Annotated in this window: 8 protein-coding genes and 1 pseudogene; 3 read left to right on the top strand and 6 right to left on the bottom strand. The window is 57.4% G+C overall.

From position 1 onward, the window contains the following. A pseudogene (locus CK227_RS37100) lies at nt 1–190 on the bottom strand (hypothetical protein); the annotation flags it as partial. Between the two features lie 647 nt (nt 191–837). On the opposite strand from CK227_RS37100, the gene CK227_RS35255 reads away from it, so the two are divergent. Next, nucleotides 838–1,245 (top strand): DUF427 domain-containing protein, encoded by a 408-nt coding sequence (locus tag CK227_RS35255; protein WP_095776120.1) that lies wholly within the window; start codon nt 838–840, stop codon nt 1,243–1,245. A gap of 1,164 nt (nt 1,246–2,409) precedes the next feature. Here CK227_RS35255 and CK227_RS35245 read toward each other — a convergent pair. From CK227_RS35245 to CK227_RS37690, 5 genes are all read right to left on the bottom strand, one after another. Beyond that, nucleotides 2,410–2,694, bottom strand: coding sequence for a DUF982 domain-containing protein (locus tag CK227_RS35245; protein ID WP_095776118.1), 285 nt, complete (start codon nt 2,692–2,694; stop codon nt 2,410–2,412). 22 nt (nt 2,695–2,716) lie between these two features. After that, a complete protein-coding gene (locus tag CK227_RS35240) occupies nt 2,717–3,022 on the bottom strand; it encodes a DUF982 domain-containing protein (RefSeq protein WP_095776117.1) in 306 nt (101 codons plus the stop codon). A gap of 49 nt (nt 3,023–3,071) precedes the next feature. Further along, on the bottom strand, nt 3,072–3,254 hold the full coding sequence (locus tag CK227_RS36570) for a hypothetical protein (RefSeq protein ID WP_142878164.1): 183 nt from the start codon (nt 3,252–3,254) through the stop codon (nt 3,072–3,074). A gap of 205 nt (nt 3,255–3,459) precedes the next feature. Next, nucleotides 3,460–3,663 carry a CsbD family protein gene (locus CK227_RS35235; protein WP_095776116.1) on the bottom strand — a complete coding sequence of 68 codons (204 nt, stop codon included), beginning with the start codon at nt 3,661–3,663 and terminating at the stop codon, nt 3,460–3,462. 370 nt (nt 3,664–4,033) lie between these two features. After that, nucleotides 4,034–5,092, bottom strand: a complete 1,059-nt coding sequence (locus CK227_RS37690; RefSeq protein ID WP_245318416.1) for a plasmid partitioning protein RepB C-terminal domain-containing protein — start codon at nt 5,090–5,092, stop codon at nt 4,034–4,036. Nucleotides 5,093–5,104: 12 nt separating this feature from the next. On the opposite strand from CK227_RS37690, the gene CK227_RS36560 reads away from it, so the two are divergent. Next, a complete protein-coding gene (locus CK227_RS36560) occupies nt 5,105–5,293 on the top strand; it encodes a hypothetical protein (RefSeq protein ID WP_142878163.1) in 189 nt (62 codons plus the stop codon). A 91-nt stretch (nt 5,294–5,384) separates the two neighbouring features. Further along, nucleotides 5,385–5,999, top strand: a complete 615-nt coding sequence (locus CK227_RS35225; protein ID WP_143750563.1) for a group 1 truncated hemoglobin — start codon at nt 5,385–5,387, stop codon at nt 5,997–5,999. Nucleotides 6,000–6,367 lie beyond the last annotated feature (368 nt).

The following is a 6,367-nucleotide window of genomic DNA, read 5'->3' as shown; positions in this document are numbered from 1 at the left end:
CGTTCTCCGAGAAGCGGCCCTCGATCAAGCCTGGCGAGAAGCGGGCGCGATCCAAAAGTATCTGCGCTTTCAGGATAACCGGGCTGAAGCCTTTCGATCCTTCGGCTGAGAATTGCGCTTGATTGACGGTGGCGAGGTCCAGCTTGGCCGCCGCTGTCCCGCCGCAAGTGATGGCAAGCGCCGCAGCCACGAGGAGAAGGAGCCTGACCATAGATGCACTCCACCAGAACCTGGTTCTACGACGCATCAAGGCCGATATGGTTCCGCCCAAGCGGCAACTCACTGTGGGGACCGAACGACGGAAAGTGATGAGGACACCCGGGCATTCGGGCGCGCTCTCACCGGATGCGCTCTGGCCAGGTTTCGCGATCAACCAGAGGAAGGCGAGGATGGAACAGGCGAGCTTCGATCGCCGATCTCCCTGCTGGCTCGAAGAACCAAGATGGACGGTGCTCGTGATTAGGAGGAGGCGGTTATCGTCGCTTTCGCCGCATAACACCGCTATGGCTCGACGCCGTCACTGAAGAATGAACCGGACATCAGAGACGCCACCCTCAAGCGCTCCTGCGACGAGAGCCACGACAACTCCGAACTCATCGCGTTACTTCGCCGCCGCCTACGACGTCGCCCGCAGGAGCAGCACCCTCAAGGTTTGACCTGCAAATGGGGCATGACACCGGGAAGGCTTCAAACCCGTCCTGATCCAGCAAAATGCCGGGACTAAAAACATCTAGGAACAACGCGTAGGGGTAAAAGGATTTGCGCCAATTGCGTCCTTGGCAGGAACTGGCATGACAGAGCGACGTTTTCAGGGACACGCAGTCAAGGAGAGCTAGAATGCAAACCTCCCCCCTGAGTCCCGAGCATTCTGCGATGGCGCCTGCCATCGTTCCCTTTCATGGGACAGTGACAGTCAGATTCTCCGACGCCATTGTCGCATCCAGCGAGCGCGCAAAACTGCTCTGCGAAGACGGACGAAATCCGGTCTTCTACATCCCTTTCGAGGATATCTATTTCGAGCTTTTCGAGAAAACCAACTCCGCCTCGGAGTCCCCATGGGGCACGGCTGGCTATTGGCGCGTTCATGCAGCCGGAGCATCCGCCGATAATTTCATGTGGGCCTATGAAACTCCTGAAAGGGCCGCCCTGGCCATCGCCCGGCACGGCGCTTTCGACCCCCAAAAGGCTCGCATTGACGCCGATCCGGCAGAGGACAAGCAGCATACGCCGCACCTCCCCGATTAGTTGTGTGGAGGAAGCGGTACGAACCGCCGAGATCTCGATTAGCAGCGCATCGGTTGACGACGGGGCGTCGGTCAAGGTTTGCGCAGCGGGCCGAAACAATAAGCATGGACTGGCTGGAAAGCGTCCAAGGTTGGTCGTTCCGATCTTAGCCTTCTTTGTCCACCCCTCAAAGCTGCAACTGCTCAAAGCCTCCGCGAGGGCTTTGAGGAGCATTCCGGCGCCGCCGCACGCTGCAATATCGCCACCCAGGAAAGAGGCGCTCGCCGCTTTAAGGAGTTTTGCAGAACAGGCGAGATTCTTTACCGCGGCAGCCAACCCAAAAAGCGCAGGGATACCTTTGGCAAGCGCGTGCAAACGACATGCCGTTGCACTCTATACCCCCCTAAAGCGGCGGCACGCTCTCGCCATAAAACGCCAGAACTTTGTTGCCTCCGAGCGTCCCGCGTACCTCCCGGCAGTTCGAACAAGGGCTGGCTTCGCTGTAAGTGTCCGATTTAGGGCCGGAAGGACGCGCTCGGCCACTCGGATGTCTCGGCCGGAGTTACGATGCTAAGGGTAGAGGCGGTCGCGTGCGCAGGGGGAGGACGCTCCTGATGCATCGCTTCAGGACTGCACCGGGCCGGCCAGACGATCACAGCGGGGTGAGGGAACCTAAGTGTGCTGGACATGTTGGCGCTTGGGCACAGCAAAAGGAACCAATCAATGGCACCAAAATCATCGCGCGACATTCCGGGACAAAAGCACAGGGATCGCAATCCGGAAGGCCGCCGTTAAAACCCCGGATGAGACGAATGACTGGGATCGGGATGCAGTCCACGGTGAGGAAGATTTCATCGGAATAGACATTGAGCGGGATCGAGTCGAGATAGGCGTCACCGTCCCAGGATTATGGCATTGGCTAAGAGGCTGAAGTGAGCCGCTTGGCACCCAAGTACATTAACGCCGAAGCAACACGAACTCGGTCCCAACCGGCTGTTTCGGCGCGGGTTATCAGCTCGTCAACATGGGACGTTAAGGCATCTTGGCAATCGGCGTCATACGGAGTCGCGATTACCTCATGAGTTGGGGGTCTAATTGCGGCTTCCTTTACCATCAACGTTCTCGTGAAAATAACAAGATTGAGGGAAAGGCGGCCGCCGGCTGTGGCAACCGCCTTTTTTGGCCTTAGACGTGGTCGGGCGTCCACGTTGAGAGGGGCGGGGTCGTGACCCCATCATCCATCAGTATATCTTTTTTCCGAGCGAAGGCCGTAAAAATGCCCCGTGCGGTTTCAGGGTCGATATCGCCTACCAAAGCGGCTTTGCAGGCTCGAATAGCCGCTTTCTGTTCCGGGCTATTGCCGCACCACTCCACTGCAAATTGATAGGCCTCGGCAACTGTGTTGAGTTGACGGGGAAAGCCTAACCCAACCCAGACGCGAACCGGTTGTTCAAAAGGCTTTGATAGCATCGCTGACTACCTCCTCCCATGCTCACGTGACCAACCCGCCGCTTCGGCTCCGGCCTTCGGGAACCACCCATAGGATGGCACCTGTTACTTCTTGATGGATCTTGGCTGTCTTTGCGAATCCACAAAATGCTTGGCGGGCGGCCGAAAGCGGGTAGTCGCTGTCGAACGCTTTCTGGCAGGCGCGAAGAGCGGTTTGGTAGCTAACGCCCCGTCTCTCCTTTGGCCACTCGTAGAGGAATTCCAGGGCGTCCTCGAGATCAGCAATTTCCTGTACCAGACTGCCGCCGCTGTTTACGAAAACAGGGCTGTCGAAAATCCGATCGTTCATAGGATCCTCCAAGTCGAACGAACAACTGAGTTTTTGATGCTGGCGCACCTCACGGTGAACGCCCGACGGCGATATGGGTCTGAGGATTTTGGCCGTCAAGATCGGTCAAAAACAGGCCTGAAAAAAATTTGCGCAACACGTTTGGCTTCCACCCCCGCAACCATCGTGCGGCCGTCTGGTGGCGGGCTCGCCGCCTTGCCGCATCCAATGTTGGATGGAGCAGCTTGATCATGCCGCTTCAAGTGCCTTGATGCCACCTCATTGCCGAGCTTGATACTTCCCCGAGCCTTGGCCTGATGATGGAGGGAGAAATCGCGTTGTCAAAGGATTGCGAGGACTTATTCCATGACCGCTAGGCTCATTGCAGGTCTCGTACGCGCCCGGCCGGCCGGCGAAGGTCAAGCCCGCCGCCGCGAAGGAGGCGGCGGGCTATTTTCTTACCAGCCTTGCCTGTTGTACCAGTCGTCGATATCGCGACGGACACGGTCGCGTTCGATGCCGTAGCGCTCCTGGATCTTACCTTCGAGTTGATCGCGTTTGCCGGCGATGCGATCAAGGTCATCATCAGTGAGTTTCCCCCACTGTTCTTTGACCTTGCCCTTCACCTGCTTCCAGTTTCCCTCGACGCGGTTCCAGTCCATCACGACCTCCTTCGTTACAAACAGATCGAACGTCGTTTCGCCAGGGAAGTTCCAGGCCGCCCGGCCTGTTGGACTCGTCGGGGGCCGGGGAGAAGGGCGCCTGCCCAGCCCTGGATGGACAATCCCGCAATTATTGGGCGTGCGCAAAGCCGGCACCTTTCGACAACGCGTTTAACGATTTGAACAAGGTAGCGGGATTGCGGGATCCTATGCGGGACGATCCTGCTATAATGTCTCATGGCCGTCAGAATAGTGGCTGTCCTGGTGCTTCTTGTGGCCTTCGCCTACGGATTCACAAAACTCGTGGAACGTTATGGTGGCGTTGGACACAGGCCCTCTGGGTGTGAGCAATTCTCTGACTGCCCCCACCCTAACGCCCCGCCTCCTCCCTAGGGCCGCGACGACACCCAGAAGGATGCCGAGCATCATGGCGAAAAAAGTCCTGATGATGGTGTTGACGCCGCCTGCCATTACCCATTTCGAGAACAGGTTGTCGGCGACGTGGTTCCACGAGCGCTATGCGCCCACCTTTTCTTCGCGGCGGCCGAGAGCTCGTTTTATAACTAGATGCGGTATTTGCGGCTATTCGATCGGGATACTGTTCAGCTCGGGCGAGCGGGGGCTTTTCTGCACGAACTGCGATGGCGGCGGGCCGGTTCGCCTTAGGTCCACAGCCTGCCGCCAAACTGAGGGAGTTGGAAAATGCATGGCCACCCGACAACTTGTGAAACTCTTCAAAATTGCCGGGAAAAGTATGGGCTAGGTAGCGCACGACCCTGGAGTTACCCATCAGCCGGTCCAAATAACGGCCGGCCGCCAACAGTTCCAGGCTCACAGGGCCAAGTCGCTCCATAGCGCTCAGAAATTCACAGCTTAGCCTGCCAAGTTCCGGCGTCATCGCGCCCAGTTGGTCTTCAGACACGTTGGCAATCATCGCCGGATAGAAACCCTCGGCCAGCAGCGGACGCGGCGTAAAAGCGATAAGGATCTTTGCGTATGTGAATGTGACCCGCTCCATGGCGACCATCAGTCGGGCAATTTCCAACTGCCTGTCGGGGAGCACATGCCGCAGCAAGCCGAAGATTTTCACCTTCACAGGGTAGTCTTGGAGGAAATCGAGGACGTCCGGGCAGATCCCGCTGACAGGTTGACGGCCTGCGTTCTTGCCAAGAAAGGGCTTGCTGGCATGCGCTGCTGCTCCCGGTTTGAACTTCTCGCCTTGCAACCTCTCGGCCACGGATTTTGGTATCGGGGCAAGTCCCTCGGACACCAACAACGATTGAAACCTTTTATCCCTCATTATCGGGCGAAGCGCTTCGACCAGGCTGCCCAACCGCTGTTCAGTTTCCACGGCTTCTCTTATGAAATCGCGCTTGCGTTGGCACTCTGCTTCATAGGCTGCCAAGAGCTTGGGCGCGAAGAGCTTCAACTTTGACCCTGGTTGATCGGCAGCAATGCTATGGGCGTGTCTCTGGTCGCTGTTTTGCAAGCATTGTTAGCGGCCTCGCTGGCTGCGGCGCGGCTTCTCGCCATAATAGTGCCGGAAATGTTCGGCCCGCGGGTACCTCTTTCTGTTACATTAGCGAATGCTCATATTGACGAAGCCGTTGGCTGCGCCAAGTTCTTCTGACGGGCAAAGAGCATCAAATGACCGAAACGACTTCATTGAAGCCACCGGACAGGCTGCAGCTTGCCCTGGCGTAGCAGGGAGGAGATTAGAGATGAAAACGGCTATTCCAACCTCTTTTACAAGACGGGGCGTCGTCACTGTTGCTGTGTTGGGCGCGGCCGCCGCGTCGACCGCAATATTGCCAGCTCACAATGCGCTGGCGCAGACCAAGCAAACCACGCCTGAGAAAAGTCTATATGAACGGCTGGGTGGCGTGTTCGCCATAGCTGCCGTGGTGAACTACTTCAGCGACGCCGTCGTGAAGAATCCCATTGTCGGCCAGAAGTCCAAGAACCCGCAGCTACGGCAATGGCACAGTAAGAACCTCGAACGGCTGCCCGGTCTTAAGTTCATGCGCACACTTTGGGGCTGCGACGTTTCGGGCGGGCCCTACAAGTTTGTGGCCACCAGGCCGGGCTCGACGCCGCTCGGCCTTGAGGAAGCCCACCGCCGGCTGAAAATCTCGCCCCCGGCATTCGATGAGGTCGCAGCGGAGCTCGGGCGCACGTTGGACCACTTCAAGATTGCCAAGTCCGAGAAGGACGAAGTCCTGGCCGCCTTCGCCGCGCACCGCCGGCTACCGCGAAAAGGGCTGAAGACGCTCGCTCAATACGCGCTTGCGCCCCTTCATCGCCTGCCTTGTCGGAAAGGGCTGCTTTGCTCGTAGAAGTCCCGGCCTGCCTGGAAATGTGTAGAGTCATCTGAGCCATACAATTGGTAATGACGGCGAATAGTGCCTTTTCGAAACGTGTTGCAACGCGGTATTCGGAATGACCGCGTCAGGTTCCCTTCATGTTGACCAGCCTCGGAAGCGGGAAGTGTCGCATCTCTAACCGCATTACTAAATAGATGCTACAATGTAAAGTTGCATAACATACATTATGGAACGATTTTTTATTGTGTCAAATCAAATAGTTGTCTCGTTACTGCGGCGTATCTTCTCTGGGCAAGGAGCCGTTCATGGGTGTTTGTTGTCCCATCCTCCAATTGCGCGCCAGGCTCCTCAATAATGTGGGTGGCTTTACGCTGACCACG

Origin of the sequence: Mesorhizobium sp. WSM4308, from assembly GCF_002294905.1 — a bacterium.
Lineage (GTDB): Bacteria > Pseudomonadota > Alphaproteobacteria > Rhizobiales > Rhizobiaceae > Mesorhizobium.
This window is presented reverse-complemented; position numbering and strand designations above follow the sequence as displayed.

Coding starts and splice junctions, on each gene's coding strand:
- CK227_RS35255 (WP_095776120.1), top strand. CDS start 838: ATGCAAACCTCCCCCCTGAGTCCCGAGCATTCTGCGATGGCGCCTGCC.
- CK227_RS35245 (WP_095776118.1), bottom strand. CDS start 2,694: ATGCTATCAAAGCCTTTTGAACAACCGGTTCGCGTCTGGGTTGGGTTA.
- CK227_RS35240 (WP_095776117.1), bottom strand. CDS start 3,022: ATGAACGATCGGATTTTCGACAGCCCTGTTTTCGTAAACAGCGGCGGC.
- CK227_RS36570 (WP_142878164.1), bottom strand. CDS start 3,254: ATGATCAAGCTGCTCCATCCAACATTGGATGCGGCAAGGCGGCGAGCC.
- CK227_RS35235 (WP_095776116.1), bottom strand. CDS start 3,663: ATGGACTGGAACCGCGTCGAGGGAAACTGGAAGCAGGTGAAGGGCAAG.
- CK227_RS35225 (WP_143750563.1), top strand. CDS start 5,385: ATGAAAACGGCTATTCCAACCTCTTTTACAAGACGGGGCGTCGTCACT.